At 57.5% G+C, this 26,316-nt stretch carries 22 protein-coding genes and 3 pseudogenes; 17 read left to right on the top strand and 8 right to left on the bottom strand.

All coding sequences use genetic code 11. The features are described 5' to 3' along the window. The first annotated feature begins 6 nt into the window (after positions 1 to 6). The 4 genes and pseudogenes from M1E10_RS03530 to M1E10_RS03515 all read left to right on the top strand — a co-directional run. Entirely contained in the window at positions 7 to 429 is a 423-nt protein-coding gene (locus M1E10_RS03530; RefSeq protein WP_499172741.1) for a hypothetical protein, read from the top strand. Between the two features lie 7 nt (positions 430 to 436). Beyond that, positions 437 to 877 (top strand): hypothetical protein, encoded by a 441-nt coding sequence (locus M1E10_RS03525; RefSeq protein WP_499172740.1) that lies wholly within the window; start codon positions 437 to 439, stop codon positions 875 to 877. Between the two features lie 243 nt (positions 878 to 1,120). Next, positions 1,121 to 1,513 (top strand): DUF2441 domain-containing protein, encoded by a 393-nt coding sequence (locus M1E10_RS03520; RefSeq protein ID WP_499172739.1) that lies wholly within the window; start codon positions 1,121 to 1,123, stop codon positions 1,511 to 1,513. 965 nt (positions 1,514 to 2,478) lie between these two features. Further along, positions 2,479 to 2,835: pseudogene (locus M1E10_RS03515) on the top strand (BA14K family protein); the annotation flags it as partial. A gap of 798 nt (positions 2,836 to 3,633) precedes the next feature. Here M1E10_RS03515 and M1E10_RS03510 read toward each other — a convergent pair. Beyond that, entirely contained in the window at positions 3,634 to 3,810 is a 177-nt protein-coding gene (locus M1E10_RS03510; protein WP_499172738.1) for a hypothetical protein, read from the bottom strand. A 657-nt stretch (positions 3,811 to 4,467) separates the two neighbouring features. On the opposite strand from M1E10_RS03510, the gene M1E10_RS03505 reads away from it, so the two are divergent. Continuing rightward, complete coding sequence (locus M1E10_RS03505; RefSeq protein ID WP_499172737.1) at positions 4,468 to 4,860, top strand: DUF1236 domain-containing protein; 393 nt, start codon at positions 4,468 to 4,470, stop codon at positions 4,858 to 4,860. A gap of 724 nt (positions 4,861 to 5,584) precedes the next feature. After that, positions 5,585 to 5,971, top strand: a complete 387-nt coding sequence (locus M1E10_RS03500) for a hypothetical protein (protein WP_499172736.1) — start codon at positions 5,585 to 5,587, stop codon at positions 5,969 to 5,971. Between the two features lie 69 nt (positions 5,972 to 6,040). Here M1E10_RS03500 and M1E10_RS03495 read toward each other — a convergent pair whose 3' ends face one another. Further along, positions 6,041 to 6,364, bottom strand: coding sequence for a four-helix bundle copper-binding protein (locus M1E10_RS03495; RefSeq protein ID WP_499172735.1), 324 nt, complete (start codon positions 6,362 to 6,364; stop codon positions 6,041 to 6,043). Positions 6,365 to 6,979: 615 nt separating this feature from the next. Here M1E10_RS03495 and M1E10_RS03490 point away from each other — a divergent pair. Continuing rightward, on the top strand, positions 6,980 to 7,852 hold the full coding sequence (locus M1E10_RS03490; protein ID WP_499172734.1) for a TIGR03885 family FMN-dependent LLM class oxidoreductase: 873 nt from the start codon (positions 6,980 to 6,982) through the stop codon (positions 7,850 to 7,852). 96 nt (positions 7,853 to 7,948) lie between these two features. Further along, a complete protein-coding gene (locus M1E10_RS03485) occupies positions 7,949 to 8,941 on the top strand; it encodes a DUF808 domain-containing protein (protein WP_499173464.1) in 993 nt (330 codons plus the stop codon). Between the two features lie 965 nt (positions 8,942 to 9,906). On the opposite strand, the gene M1E10_RS03480 is transcribed toward M1E10_RS03485, so the two are convergent. After that, positions 9,907 to 10,092, bottom strand: coding sequence for a hypothetical protein (locus M1E10_RS03480; protein WP_499172733.1), 186 nt, complete (start codon positions 10,090 to 10,092; stop codon positions 9,907 to 9,909). A 344-nt stretch (positions 10,093 to 10,436) separates the two neighbouring features. On the opposite strand from M1E10_RS03480, the gene M1E10_RS03475 reads away from it, so the two are divergent. Next, a complete protein-coding gene (locus tag M1E10_RS03475; RefSeq protein ID WP_499172732.1) occupies positions 10,437 to 10,829 on the top strand; it encodes a DUF1236 domain-containing protein in 393 nt (130 codons plus the stop codon). A 548-nt stretch (positions 10,830 to 11,377) separates the two neighbouring features. Here M1E10_RS03475 and M1E10_RS03470 read toward each other — a convergent pair. Next, a pseudogene (locus M1E10_RS03470) lies at positions 11,378 to 12,278 on the bottom strand (GGDEF domain-containing protein); the annotation flags it as partial. 741 nt (positions 12,279 to 13,019) lie between these two features. On the opposite strand from M1E10_RS03470, the gene M1E10_RS03465 reads away from it, so the two are divergent. The 3 genes from M1E10_RS03465 (at position 13,020) to M1E10_RS03455 (ending at position 18,459) form a co-directional block, all read left to right on the top strand. Further along, a complete protein-coding gene (locus tag M1E10_RS03465) occupies positions 13,020 to 14,186 on the top strand; it encodes an acyl-CoA dehydrogenase family protein (protein ID WP_499172731.1) in 1,167 nt (388 codons plus the stop codon). A 7-nt stretch (positions 14,187 to 14,193) separates the two neighbouring features. Further along, positions 14,194 to 17,025 carry a hybrid sensor histidine kinase/response regulator gene (locus M1E10_RS03460; RefSeq protein ID WP_499172730.1) on the top strand — a complete coding sequence of 944 codons (2,832 nt, stop codon included), beginning with the start codon at positions 14,194 to 14,196 and terminating at the stop codon, positions 17,023 to 17,025. Positions 17,026 to 17,196: 171 nt separating this feature from the next. Then, positions 17,197 to 18,459 carry a DUF2254 domain-containing protein gene (locus M1E10_RS03455; protein WP_499172729.1) on the top strand — a complete coding sequence of 421 codons (1,263 nt, stop codon included), beginning with the start codon at positions 17,197 to 17,199 and terminating at the stop codon, positions 18,457 to 18,459. A gap of 280 nt (positions 18,460 to 18,739) precedes the next feature. On the opposite strand, the gene M1E10_RS03450 is transcribed toward M1E10_RS03455, so the two are convergent. The 3 genes from M1E10_RS03450 to M1E10_RS03440 form a co-directional block, all read right to left on the bottom strand. Further along, positions 18,740 to 18,931 carry a CrpP-related protein gene (locus M1E10_RS03450; protein WP_499172727.1) on the bottom strand — a complete coding sequence of 64 codons (192 nt, stop codon included), beginning with the start codon at positions 18,929 to 18,931 and terminating at the stop codon, positions 18,740 to 18,742. Positions 18,932 to 19,090: 159 nt separating this feature from the next. Next, positions 19,091 to 19,492, bottom strand: a complete 402-nt coding sequence (locus tag M1E10_RS03445) for a response regulator transcription factor (protein WP_499172726.1) — start codon at positions 19,490 to 19,492, stop codon at positions 19,091 to 19,093. Beyond that, positions 19,493 to 21,118, bottom strand: a complete 1,626-nt coding sequence (locus M1E10_RS03440) for a sensor histidine kinase (protein WP_499172725.1) — start codon at positions 21,116 to 21,118, stop codon at positions 19,493 to 19,495. 596 nt (positions 21,119 to 21,714) lie between these two features. Between M1E10_RS03440 and M1E10_RS03435 the strand changes: the two genes are divergently transcribed. The 4 genes and pseudogenes from M1E10_RS03435 to M1E10_RS03420 all read left to right on the top strand — a co-directional run bounded on the left by M1E10_RS03435 (position 21,715) and on the right by M1E10_RS03420 (position 24,302). Further along, the gene (locus M1E10_RS03435; protein ID WP_499172724.1) at positions 21,715 to 21,948 is read left to right on the top strand and encodes a hypothetical protein; all 234 of its coding nucleotides are present in this window, start codon (positions 21,715 to 21,717) and stop codon (positions 21,946 to 21,948) included. A 124-nt stretch (positions 21,949 to 22,072) separates the two neighbouring features. Continuing rightward, entirely contained in the window at positions 22,073 to 22,387 is a 315-nt protein-coding gene (locus M1E10_RS03430; RefSeq protein WP_499172723.1) for a hypothetical protein, read from the top strand. A 743-nt stretch (positions 22,388 to 23,130) separates the two neighbouring features. Beyond that, complete coding sequence (locus M1E10_RS03425) at positions 23,131 to 23,529, top strand: GFA family protein (protein ID WP_499172721.1); 399 nt, start codon at positions 23,131 to 23,133, stop codon at positions 23,527 to 23,529. Positions 23,530 to 23,637: 108 nt separating this feature from the next. Beyond that, positions 23,638 to 24,302 (top strand): annotated as a pseudogene (locus M1E10_RS03420) (LysE family translocator). Positions 24,303 to 24,696: 394 nt separating this feature from the next. Here M1E10_RS03420 and lov read toward each other — a convergent pair. Beyond that, complete coding sequence (lov, locus tag M1E10_RS03415; RefSeq protein ID WP_499172720.1) at positions 24,697 to 25,713, bottom strand: blue-light-activated histidine kinase; 1,017 nt, start codon at positions 25,711 to 25,713, stop codon at positions 24,697 to 24,699. Positions 25,714 to 26,037: 324 nt separating this feature from the next. On the opposite strand from lov, the gene M1E10_RS03410 reads away from it, so the two are divergent. Beyond that, positions 26,038 to 26,292, top strand: coding sequence for a transposase (locus tag M1E10_RS03410; protein ID WP_499173463.1), 255 nt, complete (start codon positions 26,038 to 26,040; stop codon positions 26,290 to 26,292). Positions 26,293 to 26,316 lie beyond the last annotated feature (24 nt).

Below are 26,316 nucleotides of genomic sequence, written 5' to 3'. Positions count from 1 at the left end.
AGCAAAATGCGATACGTTCAAGCGCTACTGAGACAGCCTATTGCCCTACCGATCATTCTCATCGGTACAATCGCTGTCGCTGCTTCGTCGGAGCAGGTCACCTTGGATGACGGGACAACCTGCACCGTCATCCAAGGCATAGAGAGTGAGACAGCAACGGGAAGCGGCCTATCCTCTTCGGTTACAGCCGGCGGGGGAACGGTGTCTTCATCGACGACCCTCAACGGACGCACGACCACGACACACTCCGGTGGGGGAACAACCTCATCCGTCGCAAACTCCTCGACATCAAGCACAGGGTCCTCCGCGACCGCCGGCTCCAGCGATGGCCAATCGTTCTCGACGGCCAGCGTCACCAGACCCGATGGCACGGTCATCACACGCCGATCGGACGGCACCTGTGACATCACGAAACCCAAACCTCGGTAGGTACCCCATGTCTCGCAAGTTCCTTTTTACATCAGCGGCCGTACTCGGCATCTCCTTCCTATCTCCAGCACTCGCGCAGGAGTGTGACACGGCAGGAACAGTCGGCACAGGTGGAAGCGCAGCGGCAGGTGGAACCTCAGCCAGCACTCTTGGTACCGCCGGCACCTGTCTAACCGAAGACGAAACAACGTCCTCCATCGCTTCTGGCGGCAGTGCCGCTACCGCAGACGGCAAGGCGCACAGCCGGACAAAGGTCAACGAAAATCCAAACCAGCTCAAGGCGCAATCCAAGGCGCAGGCCATGGATCAAGGCACCTTCAGCAAGTCGCAAACCAAGACGCGCGTGAAGGACGGCGAACTCGAAAGCCGAACCAAGTCGATGTCCCATGTCCCCGGCGAAAAGCCTTCAATGAATCGTACCGAGAGCAACGTCATCCTTCCAAATTGACAGGCGGCACTTCCGGCACTGCATCGCCCAAGGTTTCTCCTACCTTGGGCGAGATAGCTGTCGATGAGGAGCTGCCGTTTCCTCGTATCCCCGCCTCTTCCCAGTGGCGGGCCAGTCATTCCGCATTCTGGAAAGGGTTCGATGGCACACCTGCACTTTCTTGCTACACCTCTCTACCACGCGACGAGAAAGTGCGACTTCCTTCTACACAACGTGAAGGTAGGGAGAGGATGGTTTTCGAGCATGTCTGCTATGGCCAGAGTAGGCGGTCTAGGCAGTGCGACAACTCCTTATGCAGATTTTCATCGGGATCGCGAGAAGGAGAACTTTTGGGAGCAGGTTAGGCAGCGCGAATATCCGGACATGCCATCACGGTTCAAGGCCACATTCCTGTTTGTGATGAAGGCCGACATCGACCGGCTCGGCGTGTTCAAAGACGAAGACAGACAAACCTTAACAGTCCTGATCCCAGCTGGCGAAAATCTTCACATTGCCGACGCCGCCTGGCTACAGTCGGACGAAGAAGATTGGGAAATCAGTGCAAGGAACTACTGGGGCGGAACGACCACAGAGAAACCCAAGCTTGAAGCTCTGCTTGATGGTCGCGGGTATATTGTCGAGTGGGATATGCTGTAACCTCCACTTGACCGCATTACCCTCCGACCGTGACTTGGCAGAAGACATACCCCGGGCCGCACTTGGTAGCGGAGACCGGATCAGACCGCAAGCTCAACGAGACTATGCCGGATTGGATGGGGATGCGCAAATCGCGCCACGCATTCGCCGACTAGGTCTGCTGAGTGGGAGTGGGAGGCAGAGGAAGAGAAGCCTTGGTGGCAGTCAGCGCTGTGGCCGACAATCTTGTGCTGCGCAACGCCGCGAATAGCGAGCTCAGGATCCTCGAAGATCTCTGGCAAATCGAAGCTCGCAGGCGATCCACTATGCCACCTCACGTCGCTCCCCCCGAAACTCCACCAACCACATCTCTGCCGCCGAGCTCCAGATGCTTCAGCGGCTCTTCGACAGAGCCTGCGCCCGCAGACATTTACGAAAGCCGCCGGGACGGGGAAGGCGCCCTCGTCGCCATATGAGAACGGTCTGCGCCAAGAGTCCGCCCGACCAGGGTTACGACGGGCCGCCGCAGGAGCCTAATTTTGAGGGAACCGGCTCTCACAGTAGGCATTGTACCTCTGAGCCAAACGTGGAGCGCAAGAATGAAGACGGTACTTACAATCTTGGGCGGGCTAAGCCTCTCTGTCGCAGCGTTCGGGGGAGGTCTATTGGCGGCAACGGTCTTTCTCTCCGCTGGGGAAGAAAACAAAGGTCTGGCTAGCGCCGATACGACCGATCTTTGGACGAACCACCCGGTAAAGGTCGACCAAGCACGAAAGGACCTCGACCGCCTTCCCAGTCGTGATGCTCCCCCGGAACGGGACGTAGCTGTTAATGACGAAACGTCCCTCGCTCATCTCAGCGAAAATGCTGCCCTGGACATGGCCGACACTACTCCGGCCGAGGTAGACCCTAACATGACGGGCTCCATTGCCCCTGATCAAGAGACCACAGCGGCAGCAGATCGCAACGAGCCGCTGCTGAGCGAAGCGCACCTTGAGTGGTGTTCATCGCGATATCGGTCGTACCGCCCCCGAGACAACAGCTACACGCCCTACAGTGGTGGCCGCAGGCAATGCGAATCGCCCTTCTCCGCAGGCTCAATGTCTAACGATATAGCCTTTGAGGACGCAGTCTCACCGCTGCCAGCAGCGTCAGACCGCTTCCCTGAAGAAATCGGCGCTCAAGTCGACCGCGAGGTCGAGCAAGCCGCTCTGGAGGGCAGGCCAACCAGCTATGGCACGTCGGAGCATGCGGAATCGTGCTTTGCTCGTTACCGCTCATATCGGCCGGAAGACAACACCTACCAGCCCTACGGGGGAGGTCCTCGCCGTCAGTGTCAGTAGGCCGTCCATCCGCACTTCCAACGGAACACTCGCCCCAGCCCACCTACCTGATCGGGCTTAGGACGCCCATATGAACCGTGACCGCACGGAAATTGAACTCCTCACCCAAGACAATCGTACATTAGGCGGGAACGTAAAATTCGATCGAATTCGGCGAACCTATGTAAACACTTCGAAGGCACAACGGGCGGAACCATGGAGTGACCGTTGAGAGAACGCGCCGAACGTAGACGATACCCCCGCACCGTTCGAGTATGGAGCGGACGATTGTCGGCAGGTAGATTGGCAGTGGACTGTGCAGTTTCCAATGAAGCAAAGGGAGGCTTGAAGTTGATCACCGAGATCGGGATCAGCCTTCCGGAAGAGGCTGTCATGGAATACCCGGACGGCACGAAACGGCGATGCCGCATTAGGTGGCAAAGGCTGAATGAGGTCGGCATCAGCTTTCTGGATTAGCGGTAACTCAAAGTTTGTTCCAACACCGGGACCGGCTCAGGCTAGCCACTGGCAGTCGTGACGGCGTTGTTGGCCACTCGGCACTGCACAGTAGGTTTTGCTATGAGGACCACTTAATTTGATTAGGCAGGGGCTGTGTCCTCGGCCTCATCCAACAAGAGGTCTGACACCAGAACACAATTGCCGAAGCGCCAGACCTAGGTGCGACGAAACGCAGCCCAAAGGCACTTCACCATCCGCAGAAGATGGAAGCGGTCGCGCATCTCGCAGGAGAACTCGCTCATGACTAGTCATAATGCCGACTCAGCGCCACTCAGGTTGACCTCCTACACCATCGAACTGTCAGCGGGCCGCAGAAAAGCTAGGCGCCAGATCCTGGGCTAGATAGACTCGCGCGGCGGAAGGCTCAGTTTCTAATGTTGCGGCAACAACGCTGCCACCGGCAAGCACAAGCACCATGAATAGAATAACTGTTCTGGAGCCGCCCTTGGCCTGGCGGAAATGATGATGATAAGCCATGGCATGTCTCCATATGTTTCGCATCGAAATGGACGACAACGCCTGATGGTTCCCTGCAAATGCTAAAAGCATTCACGGCTATCCGCAAGGACGCTGCATCGTCCCGATCGTTTCCGCCGAGTGCGCGCAAGAGGAGCTTCGGCTATTACGAGTTACTCCAGCAAGCAGACACCTGCGGGGTCTTCACAGACGGCATTACGACTGCCCCTGCGGAACAATCGAAGTCGCAAACAAAAGTGCGGCCATGGCGCCGCCTTGAGCTGGAGCCGCCGATTTTCCCCTTCCCCGGAGACCACCCACGGGCTTTAGTATCCGCCAGATAATAGGGGGATTCGCATGATCCGAATCGCGGTGCCGGAGCGCCCACGAAAGACCCACCCAGCGCCTCGTGTGCTGAAGGCCCTGCTGCTGTCCGGGATCGGCTTCGGCTTGACGCTGGCAGCCGTGACGGCGGTGTTGGCGAACCAGTCGGCTCTGCACAGTAGGTTTTGCTACGATGTAGGCTACCTTGACCGGGCAGAGGCTGCTGTCCGCAGTTTCGTTCAATAGAGGTCCGATACTAGCCCACGATCCCGAAGTGTCAGACCTAAGTCCTACGGTGGAACGCGACCGGCCCAACATCGTTCTATGGCCATCCACAACCAAAAGGAGATGGCCATGAAAACGATTATCATCGCAGCCGCATCAGTCGCAATGTTCGCCACCAGTGCTATGGCGCAGGAAAGCACTGTCAACGGCGCGGCTGGCGGAGCGGTCACCGGCGCCATCGTCGGCGGACCGGTAGGCGCAGCCGTTGGCGGCATTGTGGGCGCCGCAGCAGGCACGGCAATCGATCCGCCACCAGAACAGGTTATCACGTATGTCCGCGAACAGCCCGTGCCGGCCCAGCCTATCGTGGTCGAGCAGGAGATCGCTGTTGGTCAGTCCCTGCCACAGACTGTCGTGCTTACGCCGGTTCCTGAGGCTCCGCAGTATGCCTACACGTACGTAAATGAGCGCAGGGTGATTGTTGATCCGCAGAGCTATACGGTTGTGCAGGTTCTCGACTGATCCACGCGCTACCGTAATACTGAAAGCCCGGCGTAATCACGCCGGGCTTTCAGTGGTGATGAGTGCCACGCCGCAGCGTGATTGATTACGAAAGCCAGGTAGATCTGCCGCCTGTTCAGGCTTGTAGATGGTTAATCATCACCACTCCTCCAAGAACGGCTTCCTTCTCAGACCGAGATGCGGCGATTCAAGAAACCTCTATTCCGCCCGACGCTACGCGCTTGCCGTGTGAATGCTTGCCTTTGGCGAACGCTTGGGCGAACCTCTCGTGCCGGGCGTTCTTAGAACTGGCATCGGACCGAGGAACGTCATGAAATCCTTCTTCATCGCAACTTTGCTTTTTGCTCGCCACCGCCTCTGTCGGCTTGGCTGAGCCTCCTACAACCGCAGTAGCAACTATTGAGCTGAACGCCCAAAAGCTTGCCGAACTGAGCGAGACAAATGAGATGATGGCCGCCGCTCTTGGGACGTCCAACGTGGCGGAACTTACGAGGAAGGCAATCACGACGGTTAAAGAACTCCGAGAGACACTATCAGCAAACCGGTTCATCCGGGTCAGTGGCTTTACGGTAGGGATCCCGGGAGGCGTATCCGTTGACTTCGAGTTCATTGGAAATCACTAGATCCGCACGTCGGTCGCTCAAGAGGCATCACTTCTATAGAACAAAAAGCCCGTCAGTCAGGCCAGGCAATTCTTATCGGGTTGCGGGGACGGGAGAAACGTATGGGCAAAGTCTCAAGAACACTGATCGCTGGGGCATCTGTGGTCATCATTGCTGTGGTTTGGTACTTCTTTTCCGAACGCCAATCCCAGCTTGCCGCCCAGCGCCAATCAGAACTAGAGGCTTTAGCTGATACGTTCGAGGCGAAAACCCTTGCTAAGGAAGAGAAAGAGGCTTTCAACAAGCAGCGCGCGGCGACTCTTACGCCGGAACTATGCGGCCAGATCGCGCTGGCCGCGATTGCCAGGAAGTCGGGTGATCCGCCCCTCACTCGGGAGCACGAGGACGATATCCGCCTTTGCGACGGTCTTGGCCGCCTCGGCGAGCATGACCGCGACCAGTTTTCTTTGTCAGGAGCTTGGTCGCTAGTGAGCTCCAAGCCACATTAAATTGCGCCCAGCAGTCCTGCCGGCACTGCCGGGTTCAGCGCACCTGATTAGGCGGAGCCCAGGCCGCTGCTAAGCAGCCATCCGTTCGCAGCTCTTCGCGCAAGTGCGGCAGGCTTCCACGCAGCTCTGCATGTCACCCACGCGGTCGCAATCGTCAGCGCATTGGCGGCAGATTTCGGCGCACTCCTTGCAGGTATGTTTGTGATGCTCACTTCCCAGCAACATGAAGTGAGCCGACGTCCGGCAGATCTCAGCGCAAGCCATCATCAGCGTAAAGTGCTTCGGCTCTGTATGCTTTCCGCCCATCTGCAGGCAGTGACCCATCGCCGTCGAGGTGCACTCTCTGTAGCAAGCCAGACAGTTGTCGATGCACTCTTTCATTTCTGGGGACATTTGTTGTTCCTTCGACTTCCGAATTGTGTGACCGGTGACGGTTAACGATGATCGTCATCATCAATTCGGTCCCGCACGGACACGGTCTCCAGTGGCCAAGTTCGAGGCACAGGATGTAAAGCGGAACAGCGAACGGTCGCAGAAGTTCCGACTGCTATGTCTGAGCCGCAGAGGACACCTCAGGGCAGATGCAATCGAAAGATCAGTGGCAGACGTCGCTCTCTTGCCAACCGGCAGTCTCACAAAGAGGTTGGTCATCTCCCGCCCGCACGCTGTCCGAAGCCCTCTGGTGGAAGAGTTCCGCCGTTGGAAATATCCTGCGTTATCTCGAATTGAAATCGGCGTTGATGCTACAAACGGAGATGAAAGTCGGTTTGTTCAACGTACTGCTTCGCATGCGGTCGCAACTAATTAGCCATAGGAACGAAGACGCCCTCTGCGTGTTCCCCGGCTCACGGATACGTCAGGACGTGAGCAGAAGCATCGGCGTGTTCAACCGAGTAGGTACAGGAGCGGAAGAGGATGATCATCGGCTACCATGCATCGCACGAGCAGTTTTCGCCGAGCGAGCTGCTTGCTTACGTCACTCTGGCTGAGGATGCCGGCTTCTAGGCAGTGACGACGTCGGATCATATTGCGCCATGGAGCGTACGGCAGGGGAATTCCGGTAACAATTGGGCCTGGCTCGGAGCAGCTATGGCCAGAACCTCTGTTCCGTTTGGTAGCCTGGCGATCCCGGGCGGCTGGCGCTATCACCCAGCGGTGCTTGCGCATCTGGTCTCGACAGTCGCTGACATGTTTCCGGGTCGTCTGCAGTGGATCGCAGTTGGAAGCGGCGAGGCATTGAACGAGCACGTCGTGGGAAAAGGCTGGCCGGCAAAGGTCGAGCGCAACGAACGGCTACGTGAAGGAACGGACCTCATGCGCGCGCTGTTGCAAGGCGAGGAGGTCACGGCGCACCATTCCTGGGTTCAAGTCGACGCGGCAAAACTCTGGTCGCCGCCTCCGAAAGCGCCTGCAATCTACGGCGCCGCCCTCACCAGAAAAACTACTGCCTGGATGGGATCATGGACCGACGGCCTCGTCACAGTGCGGAAGTCGAAGGAGGAACTCTCGGAGCTCGTCAAGCTCTACCAGGAGAACGGCGGCGAAGGAAAACCGCTGGCGCTGCAGCTACAGGTATCATGGGCCAGAAGCAAAGAGGAAGCGAGAATGGCTGCTTGGGAGCAATGGCGCCACGCAGCAGTTCCCCCACACCAACTCGCTGACCTGCGCCGCCCGGAAGACTTCGATTCAATCACCAGTAATGTCGCGCCTGCGGACATAGACGAGGTGATCGATCTCGTGACCGACCCGGATGAATTGCTTGCAGCTGTTGCAGAATGCGCCTCGTGCGGGTTCGACGAGATCTACATCCATAACGTGACGCGTGACCAGATCGGGTTCCTGAACTTCATGAAGCTGGATGTCTTTCCGTCGCTTTCGTGAGTAACATGGCTCTTGCAGGCACGGTGAGATCAAGCGGAACAGCCGCAGTTGCAGGCCGTTGATGCTGAACTGGACGACAAGACAGGAGAGACTGCCTTGAGCATTGGCTTGCTTGGCCTATTGGACGATGTTGCGGGACTTGCGAAAGTGGCGGCGGCATCGATTGACGACGTCACCGGAATGGCAATGAAGGCCGGCTTGAAGGCCACCGGCGCAGTGATTGACGATGCAGCCGTGACACCTCGCTATGTGCAGGGATTTTCTGCCGATCGTGAACTGCCCATCGTATTCAAGATTGCAAAGGGATCAATCAAGAACAAGCTTCTGTTCCTGCTGCCGGCAGCGCTTGCACTCGGCTACTTCCTGCCTTGGGCGATCACGCCGTTGCTGATGATCGGCGGCGCCTACCTATGTTACGAGGGTGCCGAAAAGATCTACCACCTCTTGGCGCCCCACCAGGCGCACGCCCATGAAACCCACCTGGCTTCGGTCGCGGTGAGCCCGAAGACGCTTGAAGACGAGAAGGTCGCAGGTGCGATCAAGACGGACTTCATCCTGTCCGCCGAGATCATGGCTATTGCGCTTGCAGAACTACCAAACGAGAGTCTGGTCGCTCAGGCGATTATCCTCCTGCTTGTGGCATTCGGCATCACCTTCGCCGTCTATGGCACTGTTGCTTTACTCGTGAAGGCCGACGACTTCGGTCTCTCGCTCGCCGCCAATAACGCCGGCATAGCCCGCACTTTCGGCAGGGGTCTGGTCAAAGCCATGCCAGTCGTGATGTCCGTTCTCAGCGTCGTCGGCACCGCGGCCATGATCTGGGTCGGCGGCGGCATCATCGTGCATGGGCTTGAGGGCTTCGGCCTCCCTCAGATCGGGCACGTCATTGATCACTGGTCAGAAGTCGCTGCTCATTCCGTGCCGACGATCTCGTCGGTACTTACGTGGGCAGTTGAGTCGGCTGGCTACGGGCTGATCGGACTGGCGATCGGGGCTGTGCTCATCCCCATTGCGGAATATGGGATTTCGCCCGCCTGGAAAGCCATCAAGGGCCTGATGAGATCGGAAGGAACAGCCGGCGGCCATTAGTCATGGGATGAATTGCCGAGACGTCCATGGTCTATTTAGTGACTGGAAGCACAAACGGCGGATGGCGCGAAGCACTACGTTGGTTCCGAGACGCCAACGTAAATGAGCGGGACCCGGACCCGGGGGTGGCTAGGCTTTCCGGCTCGTCGGCCGACCCTTATTCGAGGTCGGCGAGCATCGAATAGATGCGCTTTCGCTTGCGAGGGACCGTATCTGATGCGTACCCGCGTATCGGCCCTCAACTTCCAGTGACCGCCGACCCACGTCGTGCGAAATTTACGTCGGGCTTTGATCAACAGGTTCTCGGACGCGTAATCTGCAAGGATCGTGATCTCCACGGAGATTGGCCCTGATGATTTCATGGCGTCGATATCGTGCCCTGTGCGCCGCTATACCCTCGCGATAATACTCAAAAGTCCCGAGGGACGTGTAGTGCGAAGATAGGTCCGGAGTTTCGGATCGGGATTGTCGCTCTCCCCATCGCGAGGTTCAAAGTCGGTAACCTGGCGGTTCGCCATGCGCGCAGAGCGCTTCGATGATGACCGCGCAGTAGATGCTCGTCGGGATTAACAGCGCCTGGTAAGGGATGTTCTAACTGCCAACCGAGATGTGGCCGATGCAGTGGGCGAATTGACCGTCGCGGGGGACCAACTTCCCAACGAGCTGCAGACCTCGCGTGAGTTCTCTCTTGATCAGCGAAAGGACTACGCTTTAACGCGCCGTGTAGCAGATCAGCGCATGTGGTATGAGCGTAAGCGTTTTCGAACAAGCGAGCCGCGAGAAGGTGGTTTTGGATCTCATCCATCGCATATGCCGCAGGCTTTTTTTCATGACGCGGCCGCGTTGGAGATCATCGACAAAAGGCTTTAAAGCGCGAGAAGAAAACTGAGCGCTTGCGGGCGCTGCGCCTGGCGAAAGAGGATGTGCTACTCACGGAGGCCAGGGCGCGAAAGCTGAAGTAGCCTTTAACTGATCAAGGCCTTTAGCTGCTCCTCGTCCCGAACTCCCAGTTGGTAAAGCTGAACGAGTTCGCTGCCGACCGCTCCTGCATCCGCCTTCTCGATGTTACGGATACCGCAGGCTTCTTCGTAGACGTCTTGGAGCAACTGGAGGTCCTCGGGCGCGAAGGGAATGTTCTCTGATTCTGTCATTCATATAATATGCGGCGTGCCACACGTGGATGAATGGAAGTCGGAACGCGCGGCGGGTACAAGCCACAATGAGAAGATGGTGCAACGCGTTCCAAGCGTCGGGAGACGCCTGTTTGAAACTGCGGGGGCGGAGGAAAGTTCCGGTCAAGAACAGGCGGCGCTGCACACCGAGTTCTGCTACGATGTCCGTCGCCTTGAGCAGGCAGATGCTGCCGTGCGCGGGCTCATCCAGTAGCGGCCACACTGCAGTGCACGATCTCCGAAGTGTCAGACCTAAGTCCTAAGGCGGAACACAAGGGACCCGTCCACGTTCACTGACCAGCCACAACCAAAAGGAGATGGTCATGAATAAATTTATAGTATTGGGTGCATCAGTCGCAATGTTCGCCACCGGCGCAATGGCCCAGGAAAGCACTGTTAATGGTGCGGTCGGCGGCGCGGTCACAGGTGCAGTTGTTGGTGGCCCCATCGGCGCCGCAGTCGGCGGCATCGTCGGCGCAGCAGCTGGGACGGCCATCGACCCGCCACCAGAGCGTGTCGTGACCTACGTCCGCGAACAGCCTATTCCGGCACAGCCTGTCATGGTCCAGCAAGAGATCTCAGTTGGCCAGCCGTTGCCGCAGACTGTCGTCCTGACGCCCATTCCGGAATCCCCGTCCTACTCCTACGCCTACGTTAATGAGCGCCGTGTGATCGTGGATCCGCAGAACTACACGGTCATCCAGGTTCTCGACTGATCCAACGTTCGACCTGTTGCTGAAAGCCTGGTACATTGCATTGGGCTTTTTCTTTTGATGATGAAAGGCGACGCTTCGCCGCCTCTGTCCTTGGGAAATCCTCCCCAGGCCACCCACGCGGACGATAGGCGCTGGTCTGATAAGGGCAACTCAGATTGACAGTTGCGGTTAATTCAGCATCGGCGTCATAGCAGAGAGGGGGAGCGCGCGGTAACCCCAGGCGCGTAGGTTCCGCGCGCTCCGCGCCGTGGAGACTCAGTTCCGGCGCGTTGGTCGAACTGACGATATAGTTGTGGGTTCCCGTACTGAATGAAAGCGCGTCGCCGCTTGCTTCGTTCGATCGTGATGATGGGAGACGACGCCGAAGCGTCGCCAGTCTCGCCTCCTCGAATGGCATACCACCAGAGGCCCCTCCCAGGCCCTCATCTGCGACAATATGTCGGCTGTCAGATTTTGCAAGAGGCTCTATGGCCAATCGAACGCCTTCACAGCAACGAAAAGCCGCCCGACCTTTCGGCCGAGCGGCTGAATGTAACCTTCTGAGAAAGGTCACCCTCAGCATGCCCGAGAGTGTCGTTGAGGTGCTTGAAGTCATCGACTCGCACATCAGCAGCGTAGCGCCCCAGTCTCGCTCTGAGGCCTCTCCCCAGAAGCGATCGAGCACCTCCATCATTGATCTCGATTTGCCACACCAGTGAGTGGATCCGTTCGCGCTAGGAGTTCAAGTCGGGCGTTGGCATCGGTAAGATCCGCTCCTGTCGCAATTCGAGCAAGAAAGTCTTGTGAGCTAGGATTATTGCCGTTTGGCGGGCAACAACCGTTGCAGCTAACCCAGTCGTGAAAAACAACGAACCCGCTACAGCGCTTCCGATTTCAATTGCTGGATTCTGCAGCTGAAAAATGACAAAAGACCCATGGCGAAGGCCGCAATTGAAACTGCCCATGGAAGCGGAATCGGGAAAATCACAATGGCAGTGACGGCGACGAAAAGCTTGATCGTCAAGTGTCGTTCATGGAACTCCCCTCCCGTATTAACGCCCACTAGCGCGACGGACAGGAGGATTAGAAAGACGCTGCTAAGAACGATGATGCCTTGTAGCCACAGCCATGTGGCTTCCGCATTGCGACAGCCGCGACGAAAGCTGCGGGCGGTAGAATTAGCGCTGGGAATAGCATCGACGCCACTGTTCCGCTCGGGAGCAAAGCGGCCTTGACTCCCAATGTTAGAACGTTGAGTACGATCACCCAGACCATCCAAGAACGGATGATTTTTGAAGCCTGCCGCCACGAACGCTCACGGTAAAGGCGTGCCAGTACGCCATCCAAGCGTATAGCACGCGTTCGGCCACCAAGTAATCGCTCCGCTTGTTCGGCGATGGCCGGATGTAATTTTTGGACGTCCTCCCGCGAAGGGGCGCCTCCTGGAGGCTCTATTCGCTCAATATCCATGAACGGATTTTAGCGAGGTCTAGGGGATCAAGACAAGCAAAGAGAGTGGTTGGAGATCCGTCACAGTTGGCTAACAACTGCATACCAGTTGAAAATGGAAAGCACCAAGTGCGCCAATTTGTGGCAAGGCGGTGGCGTAGAGTGTTTCCTTCCTAATGCGGCCCGCGAACGCGGCGGAGCTGTCGTATGGCGCGAGTACCATCGTGAACAGGTCTCCCAGTCGAGCAGCCTGCTCTTGACTGTGCGGGAGAGGGCAGGCTGCTCTGAGATGGCTCGGTGATTCAACTTCGAGAACTCGCCGCTGGACGACGGTAATATTTGGCGCAACAAGGATGGCAAGCCTGTGGCGCTTTATTCATAGAGTTTCTCCGCCCGCCTCATGCTGAAGTTACAGGGTAGCTCTTTTGGTACCTGTAGCTTTGACGCGGATCAAAACCGGGCAGCACGCACCGCCCTTCGACTAGCAGTTCTCTCTGGGAGAAGATTTTTGTAGTGATGAGCGCACCCAGTGTGCTGGGGCTGAGAGAGACGCTTTCTTACACTTTGGTCAGGCGTCGCTGAGGTCTCCTCTCGACGGCAATGACGTGAAGCACTTATGGAACAAGCAGGCCTTTCCAACGGTAGAGAGAGAGGTTAGCGGAAAGCCAGCGCCACCGCCGCCATTAGAGGATGATTCGGCTAGCCCTCTACAATTAGAACGCGGAGATGCTATATAGCCCACTTTCGCAATCGAGGCAGAATATGCAAAGCTCCGGACTCGCTTCAACGCTGATAGAGCTCCAGGCTGTTGCGGCCGACGTAGCACGGCAGGATCTGGCGCCGGAGGCGGACAAAGTCGACCGGGATGGCGTCTGGCCGAAAACGGGGATGGCCGCCCTCGCGAAAGCTGGCTTGACTGGCCTCCACATGCCGCGCCGCCTTGGAGGTTCTGAGGAAGGCCTGCTGGCACTGGCGGTGGTGACGGAAGAGCTGGGCGCCGTTTGTAGTTCCACAGCAATGTGCTTCGGTATGCATAGCGTCGCTGCCAAAGTCCTTGCGGCTAAGGCGACGCCGGAACAGGAGGAGCGGTTTCTTCTTCCGATCGCCCGTGGTCAACACATCACGTCGTTAGCTTTAAGCGAAGCTGCCACCGGCGTTCACTTCTTCCTGCCGACCAGCCAGTTCCGGCCCGACGGTGACAGCTTCATTATCTCCGGCAACAAGAGTTTTGTGACAAGTGGGGGATATGCAGATTCCTATGTTGTGTCGGCTGTAACGCCCGGCGGAGAGCTTGATCCTGGATCGTTTAGCTGTCTGGCCGTGGAGGCTGGCGCAGCTGGTCTGGAATGGCGCGAGCCGTGGCACGGCTACGGAATGCGCGGCAATAGCTCACGACCGGTTGCCCTTAATGAAGTCAGGGTACCGAAATCCAATCTGCTCGGCGCGGAAGGCGATCAGATCTGGTATGTTTTTGAGGTCGTCGCTCCGTACTTCCTGATCGCGATGGCTGGTGTCTACCTCGGAATTGCCCGCGCAGCGCTTCAGCTCGCCATAGACCATCTTCGCACCCGCGCCCATGGCCATACCGGAGAGACCCTGAGCGAGGTGCCGGTTCTGTGGCATCAAATCGCTGAAGCATGGACGGAAGTGGAAGCGACTCGTCAGCTCGTTCGCAACGCAGCCCGTGAGGCTGACGCCGGCGCCACAGATGCGGCACTCGGCCTTTTCGCGGCCAAGGCCCGCGTCGCTCAAACCGTCACCTCAGTCACCGAAACGGCGATGGTACTGATGGGCGGGCGGGGTTATGCGGAAAACAGTCGGATCACCCGGCTGCACCGAGACGCTCGGGCAGCGCACGTAATGGCGCCGACGACCCATTTGCTTCAGACCTGGCTCGGTAGATCCCTGCTCGGCCTGCCTTTGCTTTGAGCTTGGTATGATTTCAGTCGGTTATTTTGGAGAAGCAGAAGGCGAAGCAACGGTCCGGGAGGCGGCCCGTTTTGCGACGCTGACGGTAGGCGTGCTTTCTGAGGGGACTGCGCCATATCCTTATGCCGTCGTGATTGTGGATTCGGAAAAACCAGGCGCACTTGCAACGGCACAGCGTATTTTGGCGCGGCAACCCCAGACCCAGCTTATGTTTCTTGCCCCGCCCAATCGGTTGAACCGCTTTCGCGAGAGTTTACCTTTTATACCCAGGCTTGCAGGGGCATGGACGGCCGACGCCAGTTCACCGCCAAAAGTGCTTGCCGAAATCATCATCAAAGCCGCGGAGATTTCAGAGCGGCGAAACTCCATGACGGCGCTTCGCGATCGAATTAACCGTCAAGTGACGGTAAACGCATCTGCCGAGGCGGCAAGACGCGCGCAGGACATCCGCTTGCGTCAGGTCGCGCTCTCTCAGGGATATCTGGCCACGCTGCTCGCCCAAGCACCAGAGGCTTTCATTGCGCTCTCGCTCGATGGACACATCACAGCTTGGAACGAAGCGGCGGAGCGCCTTTTCCAAACGGACGCCACGTCAGCACTTGGGCGGACGCCCTTTGAACATGTGTCGGCCGAAGTCGGTTCTGTCCTCAGGGATCTTCTACAGCAAGCCACGGAAGGAAAGACGGGATCAGGCATCGAAGTTTTTGTCGTTCGCAAACAGGTCGAGCGCTGGCTCGAGCTCAGTTACACACCGATCCGGGATCCGGATGGGGCAATCATTGGTGTGTCGCTTACAGCGCACGACGTGACGGAACGCAAGCGGGGCGAATTCCTTCTAAGACGAAGTGAACATCGCCTGCGAACCCTGACCGAGTCCCTTCCTCAGCTTGTCTGGACCGCCACCCCCGATGGGCAATGCGATTATTTCAGTCCCCAGTGGATTGAGTATACCGGCTTGCCGGCGCAGGAGCAGATGGGCGTGCAATGGCTCGAGCGCGTTATTCACCCGGACGACAGGAATCGTACGACGGATCACTGGCTCGGTGCGGTTACAGGGGAGCATCCCTATGACATCGAATACCGGATCAGGCGGGCCGATGGAATGTATCACTGGTTCAAAACTCGCGGTACGCCGATAACGGATGACGCTGGCAGGACCGTCCAATGGTTTGGAACCTGCACGGACATCCAGGACATCGTAGAAGCGCGTGAGCTGCTGCAGGCCAATGCCGAAGAATTGGAGCAGCGGGTGCGAGAAGAGACAGCCAAGCGAGGTGAGGCTGAACGCGCCCTGCGGCAAGCACAAAAGATGGAAGCGATCGGCCAGTTGACAGGCGGGGTCGCGCATGACTTCAACAATCTATTGCAGGTAGTCTCAGGCAATCTGCAACTGCTGTCGAAGGATGTTACCGGACAACCAGGCCCGCAGAAGAGGATAGCGAACGCGCTCGCAGGGGTGCAACGGGGGGCAAAACTCGCAAGCCAGCTTCTGGCGTTCGGCCGAAAGCAGCCGCTTGACCCACGTGTTGTTAACATTGGGCGGTTTGTCTCCGACATGGAGGACATGCTGCGACGGACGCTGGGGGAAGGGGTAGAAATTGAAACGATCAGAGGTGGCGGCCTCTGGAATACCTTCATCGATCCGGCCCAAATCGAGAACGCGGTCCTCAACCTGGCCATCAATGCCCGTGACGCGATGGACAGCAGTGGAAAATTGACGATCGAGGTCGGCAACGTTTTCCTGGATGATGCCTATGCAAGACAACATGAAGAAGTCAGCCCCGGTCAGTACGTGATGCTCGCCGTGACTGACACAGGTTCGGGCATTCCGGCGGATATACTCGATCATGTGTTCGAACCGTTCTTTACAACGAAGGCGGTCGACAAAGGTACAGGCCTCGGTCTGTCGATGGTTTACGGCTTCGTTAAGCAATCTGGTGGTCACATCAAGATCTACAGCGAAGTGGGGGAGGGTACGACAATCAGGCTGTACTTCCCGCGCTCGACCGAGCAAGAGGACGTTCCAGTCGTCCATGACCACGGCTCCATCGCCGGCGGCAGCGAAACCATCCTGGTGGCTGAGGATGACGAGCAAGTTCGAAGCACCGTTGTCGAACTCCTGACCGACTTGGGGTACAAAGTGCTTAAGGCTAGGGACGCCGCGTCAGCGCTGACAGTGATCGACAGCGGGATACCTATCGATCTTTTGTTCACGGATGTTGTCATGCCAGGACCTATGAAGTCAGCGGACGTTGCGCGCAAAGCCGTCGAACGGGTTCCTGGTCTCGCGGTGCTCTTTACGTCTGGCTATACCGAGAATTCGATTGTTCACGGCGGCCGACTTGACCCGGGGGTCGAGCTTCTATCGAAGCCTTACAGCCGTGAAACGTTAGCGCGGAAGATACGGCATGTATTGAACAATCGAAAGCAGCGGATCGAGGTCGGACGGAGGCTGGCTCCAGAGGCTCCATCCGAAGCAAACGTTACGTTGGCAAAGCTACGGATACTGCTTGTCGAGGATGATGCGCTAATCCGTATGTCCAATGCGGATATGGTGCAGGAGCTGGGGTATGACGTGATCGAGGCAGCTTCCGCTGAAGAGGCACTCCGTCATCTTGGGGGCCAGCAGATCGATGTCGTTGTGACCGACCTTGGATTACCAGGCATGTCTGGTGAGGAGTTCTGCCGAGTGCTCAGGGCACAGTGGCCGGAAATCGGGATTGTCTTCGCCACTGGAAGGGCCGAAAGCCCAACGCTCGATGACATGTCGCGCACAGCTTTGCTGTTGAAGCCATTTGGCGTCGAGGAGCTGAAAACGGCTTTGGCTGCGGCTATTTAAGAAGCCTTGTTGAGTTTCAGCAGGATTGGACCCGCTTTATCATTCCGCGTTAGCCCGCCAGGCTCGATGTAGTGAGTGCAGCCGAGCAAGCTGCATTAATGTTGGTCCAGATCATACCGGCCGCGCATCAGGGGCGGCCGCCGTGGGCAAGAAGAACGGAGTAAGCCGTCTATGGCAGGATCAGCGCGTCATGCACTGTGGTCGAATTTCTGGGCGATGCCATGCTTGATGATTGGCGGAGCAGTTGTCGTCAGCGGGACATTGCTCACCCTGGATTTGTCAGGAGGGTCGGCTTGGATTAGCGCCTTTGGCTGGCCCTTCTCCGTTTCCGGGCAGACAGCGTTAGAACTGGCGAGCGGCCTCGTGACGTTACACTCAGCATTCTCAACGCTATACTTCTCCATAACCCTTCTGGTCCTGACTCTGGCCTCGAGCAACCTCGGGGTGCGATTGATCGACCGCTGGATCGGGGACCGAAAGATACGTTTCACGCTCGGCCTCTTGCTCGCGCTGCTTTCTGCCTCGCTGATCACGCTTTTTTCCGTTGATCCAGAGGGACCTTCGGATCATGTGCCGCGCCTCACGCTGATGGCCCTGACCATTGCAACCATCCTAGCTCTTGCCTGGATGGCAAGGGCACTGAACCATCTGGGGCGCACCGTCCATGTCGACACCTCCATTGCACAGCTCGGCCGCAACGCCGCCCGAAGCCTTAGCCGAAACAGGCATCAAGGGCCGACGGAGCTGGATTTTGGTCAGGGCATTCCGGTCCGGGCGGCCGAAACAGGCTATGTTGATGAGATCAGGTGCGACGAGATCCTGAAGGAGGCCTGCGCAAGAGGCGCCTTTGTACGACTCGTCCGTGGGACCGGTGATTTCATGATGGAGGGGGAAGAGATCGGCACTGTAGTGGGTGACACCGATGCAGATTGGGTGACGCAACACGTACTGTCCGCGTCTTATCGCAACGACACGCGCGGTCCGGTGTTTGAAGCCAATCTGCTGGTCGAAGTTGCCAGTCGCGCACTGTCGCCTGCGGTGAACGACTTCTACACCGCTCTCGCCTGTTGTGACAGGCTTGCGGGCGTGTCCGCCGCGGCCTTGAACACCACCCACCTGCCCCAGTGGCTTACGGATAAAGACGGCATGCCGCGGCTCGAGCTGCCGACCGAGAAGGTGACTCAGTTCATGGACGGCCCCATGAAGGCACTTCGCCAGACGGCGGCTCCGTATCCCACTGTGATCATCCACATGATCAAGATAATCGCGCGCCTGCCATCATCCAGCCACAGCGAGAAAGAAGTTGTCGAGTTTGTCTGGCGTCATGCAAAAGCCATGGCCGAACATGGAGCCTCCCAAGCGCAAACGGAGTGGGATCGAAAGGATATCTGGGCGGCACTAGAGGATGCGAGGCATTCGCTCCTTGCTAGCTGATGTCGGCGATGGTCCTGGGCATCGGCGCGAACAGGGATGCTGCCAAAGAAACAGCGGCACTTCTTCCTACTTCGCCGTCCTCCGGCAGGGCTGGCGCCATTGCCGCTGCCTTGCTACCTGCGCATCAGGAAATGAGCGCCTTTAGTCTAAATACGCAGGCAGCGGGCGATGCCATCTACATGCTCGACACAGGGGTCATTCCTGTTTCGACTGCCGGTCTAGCAGGAGGGAGGAACCCCTCCGTTGTCGATGCACCTTGGAAGGGGACAGGCCTAGTGGCCTAGTGCCTCATCGCATCTTCAATCGACCAGCCAAAAGTCCACGCGTCGATCTTCTGGCGCCATTCGTCGAGAAGTCGACCATGCTCCTTTGGCCTGTGTCTGAGCAACGGATTATCTTCCTGTCGCAATCCAAGAATGCGTGCTGTGATGCCGCGTTGCTGCCAATCTAAAATGGTTTCCATTTCCAACATTGCTCCTCATGAGCATCAGCGGCCATCATTGCCGCGCCACATGAGGACTTGCTAAAGAACGAGGCTGGTGCGGAGCTGGAGAAAGCCGGCTGCTGCTGAGTTTACGCTTAGGCTCTACCTCTGCGATCGCCGTGCTCTATCTTTCCATCTCGCCGGATCCTAGAACGCCGCGTTTGCCCGGCGGTTGCTGTCGGTCCTCATCATGCACCCTGAAACCTTGGCAAGCAGCATGTCGAGGTCGATGGGCTTCGTCAGATAGGCCTCGGCTCCTGCCCTTAGGCCGGCGATGGTGTTCTCGCGGTCGGTCAAGGCTGTGAGCATGATGAAGGGGATGTTCGCGAACTCCGGGTAGTTGATCTGGATTTCCGCGAGGAGCTGATGGCCATCCATCACCGGCATCGATACGTCCGACACAACCAGATCCGGCCACTGGGCCAAGATGATTTCCAGGCCTTCCTGACCGTTCGCCGCCTGGAGAGTTTTGAAACCAGCTTCCTCGAACTCCTCAACGAGGAGGTTGCGAATTTCGACTTCGTCGTCGATGCACAATATTGTTGCCATTTAAGCCACCTTCTGCTGATTTTCTGCTGCTTCGATCGGCAAGGTCACCGTGAAAGTGGTGCCCTGACCAAGAATGCTGCTGACGGAGATGCTTCCGCCATGCAATTCAAGAATCTCCCGGACGATGTTCAGGCCGATGCCGGTTCCGGCGATCCCAGTCGAGCTCCGGGCCCGGAAATATGGCTGGAAAAGCTTCGGCAGGTCGTCGCTGTCCATCCCGATCCCGCTGTCCTTGACGGAGACGAACGCGTTGGCGCCTTCCATCCAGCCGCGCACCGAAACGGCGGAGGAATTGGGCGAATACTTCACCGCATTCGAGAGAAGATTCGAAAACACCCGCTCCAGCGCATCCGCGTCCGCGAAAATCGTCGGAGGGAGGCCCTCGAGATCGACCTTGATCCTGTGGCTCTTGCTGATCTCCGCTCGTCTGGCAGCGGACTCGGCTATGACATCAGCGATCGGGCAGGGGACTCTGGCGATGGAGATCGTTCCTGTTTCCAGTCTCCCCGCCGACAGGATGCTTTCCATAAGTTCGACCATCCTCGTCGTCGCGCCTCTGATTTGCACGGACTTCTCGATCAGGAACTCCTTCGTGACTTCAGACTTGGTGCGGGCAATCCTCTGAGCGGCCGCGTCGATCACGGACAGCGGCGTCCGGAACTCGTGCGATATCATCGCCACGAAACGACGCTGCAAGGCGTTCACCGCCCTTTCCTGTTGAAGGAGCTTGTCGAGTTCCGCGTTCTTTTCACGGACCTCGGCAGTGCGGGCGTCCACAATCCTCTCCAGTTCCTCGCCGTGCTGGCGCAGCCGGTGCTCGCTTGCTTGAAGAGCCTGTATCGCCAGCTGACGGTCATGCACATCTTCGAGAAGCCCGTACCACTTCAGTACTTGTCCCTGATTATCCTTCCGCGCAGCCGCCCGGCTCCGGTACCACCGAAAGTCTCCTGAAGGCGTTCCTATCCGGTAAAGCAGATCGAACGGGGCGCCACTTGCAACGCATTGTGCCCAGGTCTGCTGGACACCAGCCACATCCTCGGGATGAAGTGCGCTTGCCCATCCGGATCCCAGCGCGTCCCAAACCAGCTTGCCGGAAATATGCTCCCATTCCGGCCCCACCTCCAGAACTTCGCCATCGGCGTCAGCGACCCACGGCGTATGGGGATGAAGCTCTATGAGGGAACGGTAGTGCTCCTCACTTGTGCGCAGCACCTTCTCTGCTTTGCGCAGATCGGTGACATCTTCTATGACTACGATGATGAGCGTCTTCATCCCGTCGGCGGTGGGCACCACCACCCGTCGCTTATGCGTGAGAAGCTTCCTTGCCTCGCCGTTCGAGGCAATTATTTCCTCTTCGAACAGATGGCCCTCTCCGCTGGCCAAAATTTCCAGGTCGATTTGCCTTATCCGTTGAGCACTAGCATCGGACAGAAAGTCATGGTCCGAGCATCCGAGGACCTCTTCCCGTTTCCGGCCAAGCAGTCTGCATGCGGGCTGGTTGAGATATATAAAGCGGGACTGGTCGTCCTTCACGATCATGGGTCGCAGAGCGGTCCCAAAGATGATCTCAAAGGTCTGGTACAGACTTGCCCTGACCCCACTGGTGTTGTCTTGCTGAGCGTCCACACCACCTCCTGTTCCCGGATATGCTACTCTACCCGTTCCATGCGTGCACCGGCTCCATCCGTCCCCCGAAGCCACAGTGCCGACAGGATGAAATTTAGCATTGTAGACATTACGAAAGACTAAAGTATTTCTCAGGCGTTCGATGTTGAAGCGGATACTGAATACCGGAAGGACTTGATGAAGAACGAGCACTCGCCCACATTCCGATACCACCTACGGTCGTTGCAGATGACATCGACGAGATGGGCCATGTAACAACGCCGTGTATCTGCGGTGGGTAAAGGAAACGATAGTAGCTTAGGAGGAGCATAGCGCCCGAAGCTCTCGCAGAGTACCTCTGGGTGGTGCTCAATTTGTTACGCGGAGGTATGCGAGGGCAGGGGTCGTTGGTTCGCATCCAATCAAGGCGGAGACTTCGGGAGACAACGATGCTTTATGATGCTTTGGACGTGTCGGTGCGCTCAGCAGCGATCTGCATCATCGATCAGGACGGAAAGGTTCGGTTGGAGCGGTCGGTTCCTTCTGACGTGCCAGAGGCAGTCACATAATGCTCACCGCAGTATGCCATCAGTAAGAGGACAACGATGGAGGTTGACGTGCGCGAGAAGAAGGTTCGAGAGATCGAGGAAATGGCGGCGACGATCAGGGAATTGGCGACCCCTGGTATGAGTCCCAAGGAGCTTATAGATGCGGTAAAACAACGTCATCCCAAAGCTACTAAGAAGGAAGTCGCGCGAGCCGCATTTATGAGCGTTATTCATTCAGCGGAGCACGATCCCGGGTACACGCAGGAGCTACACGACCTAGCCATGGAAACGCGCGATAGCTAAACCGCGTATTTCCGACCCGTCAAAACCTCGATGTGGGCGCCAGGTCCGCCGACGCCCGGCCGGGTTGATTATGACAATCAAGTGACATTCTGTGCGATTCTCGAACAAAAAGGTAGCCATAAGAATGTCTGGTAAAACTAAGAAAATCTATCACGCACTGGTTGAAGGCGCTCAATCTGGCCTGAACGACAAGGCCCTGTACGAACACGTTCTCAAGGAATGCGACAAGGCGACATCGAAGAAAATCGTGAAGGCATCTCTCTTGGCCCTCAGCGATCCCGACCTCAAGGATGCCAACATCCTGCACACCATCTATGCCCTCGCAATCAAGCATCGGCTTGATCCGTCATCAATGGATGATGCCGCCGAAGGCGAGGTCGATACGCGAGCCCCTTCGATCAAGACCAAGGGTACGGCAAAGAAAACCGGGGCTGATTAGCAGCGGTATCTTGGATCCTCCGCCGGAGCGCGAGCCGCAATGGTCCTGATATCAGCCTTAGCGTCCGTGCGTCACGGGCCTGCATCTGGGACATAGCTGCACTGCACAATAAACGGTTCCCGCCTGATCAAAAAACAAGCATAACGGCTTCAGCAGATGCATAGCGGCTTCCTCCCAGTTCCGCGTGTCTGCTGTTCCCCTCTGGAGGTTTCGACCTTCATACCTTTGGGCTCCGGATTGTCCGCGAGCCCATTTTTTTTGTGCAGCAGCTTGATGGCGGGTTTGGCCGACTGTTGAACTGTTGAGACTACTGGGGCAGGTGTACCTACTAGGTTAGAAGGGGAGGGGAGTGCAGCCAGCCAGCTTCAGATCATCCAACCACGGCAACCTAAGTTTCCTGCCCACCAACGGAATATGACGCAGCGGTATACAAGGGCAGGGGTCGTTCGTTCGATTCCATCAAGAGCACGATGCTGGCGATGCGATTCTGAGGAGCCACTCGTGGCCCGCACGCAATGACCGCTTTGCGCCCCCATGTCGGTCATAGAGCCTGTCGTCGTGCCTGCTTAAGAGCAGACATGGGCTTGGCGCCCGCGTCACGTCGCGTGTGCGCCATAAGCGGTCGTGGCGGCTGACGACGCATATTGGCCTCGCGCACTGTCGCTAAAGGAACTCTGTGGTTCGTGGTCCAGATAGTCCCTCACTTCCCAAGGGTACAAAATCGATAAAAATTAAGGACTGGAATGGCCATGGTGATAAAGACCGGTGGATGCCTTTGTGGTTCAGTCATCTACGAAGTTAAAGGTACACTTCGCCCGGTTGTCGCGTGTCATTGTCACCAGTGCCGCAAATCCTCGGGGCACTATGTGGCAGCAACCCAAGTCCTTCACCGCGATCTGACTATCCGTGGCGACACCTTGAAATGGTTCAGATCGTCACGAACGGCGGAACGGGACTTCTGTAGCGTCTGCGGCAGTAACCTTTTTTGGCGTCGGTTCGACAGTGGCCACATCTCGATTTTCGCTGGCACCATCGACGGGTCCACCGGGCTCCGCATCGAGAGTCAACTCTACCCAGAGAGTGCGGGCGACTATTACGACCTACCTGCGGTTCACATCATCGAGCAGGACACACTTTGCTGATGGCTCCACCGCCAGTGCCGTGATGGACGCCGTCATGGCAGGATCGGGTCGAGAGGCGTCTGCCGCTCAGCGCCACAACCGGTCATTGCGTCAACAGACAAGTCTCTAATGTCTGAACACAACCCCCGACTAAGGAATTGCCGGATGCCGCCGATTGAGGTTTTGCTCGCATTCGCCGCCACCACGGCTGTATTCGCATTCATTCCAGGGCCAGCGATGTTGTATGCGGCAGCTCGCACTATGGCGGGTGGTCGACGCGCCGGATTGATGGCAGTGCTCGGTATCCACCTCGGCGCTTATGTGCACGTCATTGCAGCCGCCGCAGGGTTATCCGCGCTCTTCCTGCAGTCCCGGTGGCATACACAGTCGTTAAGCTGGCGGGCGCACTTTACCTAATCTGGCTGGGAATCTCCATGTTTCGAGCACCGGTACCCTCTGAGAGCGTGCCAGATGTGACACCGAACTCTAAAAGAAAAGCATTCGTTGAGAGCATTGCTATTGAGGTGCTGAACCCAAAGACGGCGATCTTCTTCATGGCGTTTCTTCCGCAGTTCGTGGACGGTGAGGGAAGCTTGCCACTTTGGGCGCAGCTCACCCTACTAGGAGCTGTCGTCAACGCCACCTTCACGTTCGCAGATGTCGTTTGCGTCTTCCTAGCCGGGTTCATCATGACCAAATTGAAGGGTTCCAATGCGGCACGGACGCTGCTCCAACGCGCTGGTGGTACTATCCTCGTAGGGCTGGGGTTGCAGGTCGCTATGCAACGCACCTGATCAACCGTGGGGGTCCGGTTCGGCTCGACACCCGTCATGGCTGCGAAGGGCCAAAGCCCTCTCCCCTCAGTGCATTCAGTCAACTACCCCAAAAATTGTTAATGCGAATTGAAGGCAGAACGATCAAAGAAATCGATGGACCGGAGAATAGTGATCGTGTGCGGCAAGCGCATCAAGCTCCAGTCCAGCGCTCTGAAAGGATCACGAACGACCACTGAAACTGAGTCCTTAGTCCGGATCGATCATCCTCGAGCAAGAATGGCATTGAAGCGCAAAGGCCTCATGCTCAGTCAGCCGCGGCAAGGGGGCGAGTGCATCAGCCGTAGTCACCTCCGCCAGTACAGTTGTCATGTCGCTTCAGGTGCACTCCGACCTCTTCCTGGCGAACCCTATTTCAGGAGAAACCCGGCACCTCTAGTCGTATTTCGAGTCGCCGATTCAGCCAGTCGCGTCGCAGGCGACCCGAAAGCTGCTTCTCGATCATCGCCTTTACCATCACCGTGCCGAAGCCACTTTTCGGATTATCGGGTTGCGGGATGCCGGATTCTCTCCAGATCATCTTGAAGCCCCCAACATGGTCGGTTTTCTCCCACGCGATGCAAAGCTGCCCACCGGGCGTGGACAAAGCGCCATGCACGGCGGCGTTCACCGCAAGCTCGTGGATGACGAGCGAAAGAGGCTGGACAACGGAAGCCGCGACGGCGATGTCCGGACCACTGAGCTCTCCCTGCGTGGTGTATCTCTCTACCTGACGCTGAATGACGTCGCGCAGAGCGACCTCCTTCCAGCCGCGCTCCGAGAGGAGAGCATGGGCATGAGAGAGGGCTTGTACCCTCTGCTGGATCGATGACGCATACTGTGCGACATCGTCCGCCCTGCTCAGCCTGACCAGGCTGTCCACGATGGCGAGAACGTTTTTAGCCCGGTGGTCCACCTCCATCAGCAGCCTGTGCTCCGACGCCTCCAAACTCTGGACCTTGCGGAATGCTGTTACGTCGACCTGTGAGGCGAAGAAGTATGCAACGTTTCCGTTGTCGTCCCGGATCGGACTGATATGGAGCTGGTTCCAGAAGGCAGTGCCGTCCTTTCGGTAGTTCAGCAGCTCGACATCAACCTCTCGTTCCTCTGCTATGCCAAGCCTGACTTCCGCGACGGCGGCCGTCGAGGTCGAGGAACCTTGCAAGAACCGGCAATTCCGCCCCAGAACTTCGTTGGCCGCGTATCCCGTCAGGTCCAGGAATGCCGTATTGGCGAGCACGATCGGGTTGTCCTGCTGCCGGGCATCCGTCATGATCATTGGCATCCGTGTCCGCTCGAAGGCTACGGTGCCGAGTTCCTTCCGATCACCGAAACCCGTAGGCAAGGAAGCGACGGGGATGTCCCCATGAACGTTCGAAGTTGTATCAGCCACATCTTCACCTACTCTGTCCGGGCGCAGATTAACGAAATTGGACGGTAATTGTTTCGTGAGTGATACAAGAAGGGCCCGCTGCCAATGGACAGCGAGGCGGCCTGCGTCGCTTCCCCTTAGGCAGCGAGCCTACGCATGGTACTTACCACGTGTTCCATGTCGTAGGGCTTCGAGAAGAACAGGGACCGGGGCGACAGGTCGGTGCTTCTCGGGCGGACCATCCCTGACGTGATGATAACCCCGATGTGGCCATCGATCTGAGATGAGACGGGCCAGTTCCATGCCGTCGATTTCCCCGGGCATGTTGACGTCTGTAAAAACCACATCGATATTGGCTCTTGCAAAACGGGCCAGCGAAACGAGGCCAGAATGAATGGCATCATCAATCATTCCCGCGTCCTACGCCGCGATATCGACGCCGTCTGCAACGCCATCGACCTGCCTTGGAGCAATGGTCAAGCGGAAGGCCAGATCAACCGACTGAAGACAATCAAGCGCTCGATGTATGGCCGAGCGGGTGCAGAGCTTCTCAGAGCACGGATGATGCCGATCAAATCGGCCGATCTCCACACAAAGTGAGGCAGACCCCGGTTAGATGCAAAA

Source organism: Rhizobium sp. PK7-22 (genome assembly GCF_056530405.1).
Note: the sequence above shows the minus strand (reverse complement) of the source record. Positions and strands in the feature narration are given on the sequence as shown.